Source organism: Mesorhizobium sp. M5C.F.Ca.ET.164.01.1.1 (genome assembly GCF_004792125.1).
Taxonomy (GTDB): Bacteria; Pseudomonadota; Alphaproteobacteria; order Rhizobiales; family Rhizobiaceae; genus Mesorhizobium; species Mesorhizobium wenxiniae.
The window spans coordinates 1-287 of the sequence record NZ_SRTG01000578.1; the positions used below are offsets into that span (position 1 = coordinate 1).

1 pseudogene is annotated in these 287 nt (G+C 57.1%); it reads right to left on the minus strand.

The annotated features are described in order from the left end of the window. A pseudogene (locus tag EN807_RS34825) lies at positions 1 to 281 on the minus strand (cysteine peptidase family C39 domain-containing protein); the annotation flags it as partial. Between the last annotated feature and the right edge of the window lie 6 nt (positions 282 to 287).

Genomic DNA, 287 nt, shown 5'->3' on the forward strand with positions numbered 1-287 from the left:
GCCAAGTCCAAACGCAAATTTGATGACGACGTGCGCGATAGCGGGCTTGGGGATTTTGTCGAGGCGGTCGAAGCCACCCCTCACGCCCTTGGCTAAGAAACCAAGCCTTCTTCAGCTTCCAAGAGACCGAGCACAGTGGTGCCAGAGTGGTCGGTCGAGGCATGCTGGCGAATGCGCGACAAAATCAGCTTGTGGCCATAGAAGGCAGCGACACAAGCAAGACTGGTCGCCCCGCAATCGGTGATATCGCGCTGCTTAAACTTGCTGACCTTGCTTGACATGGCGGC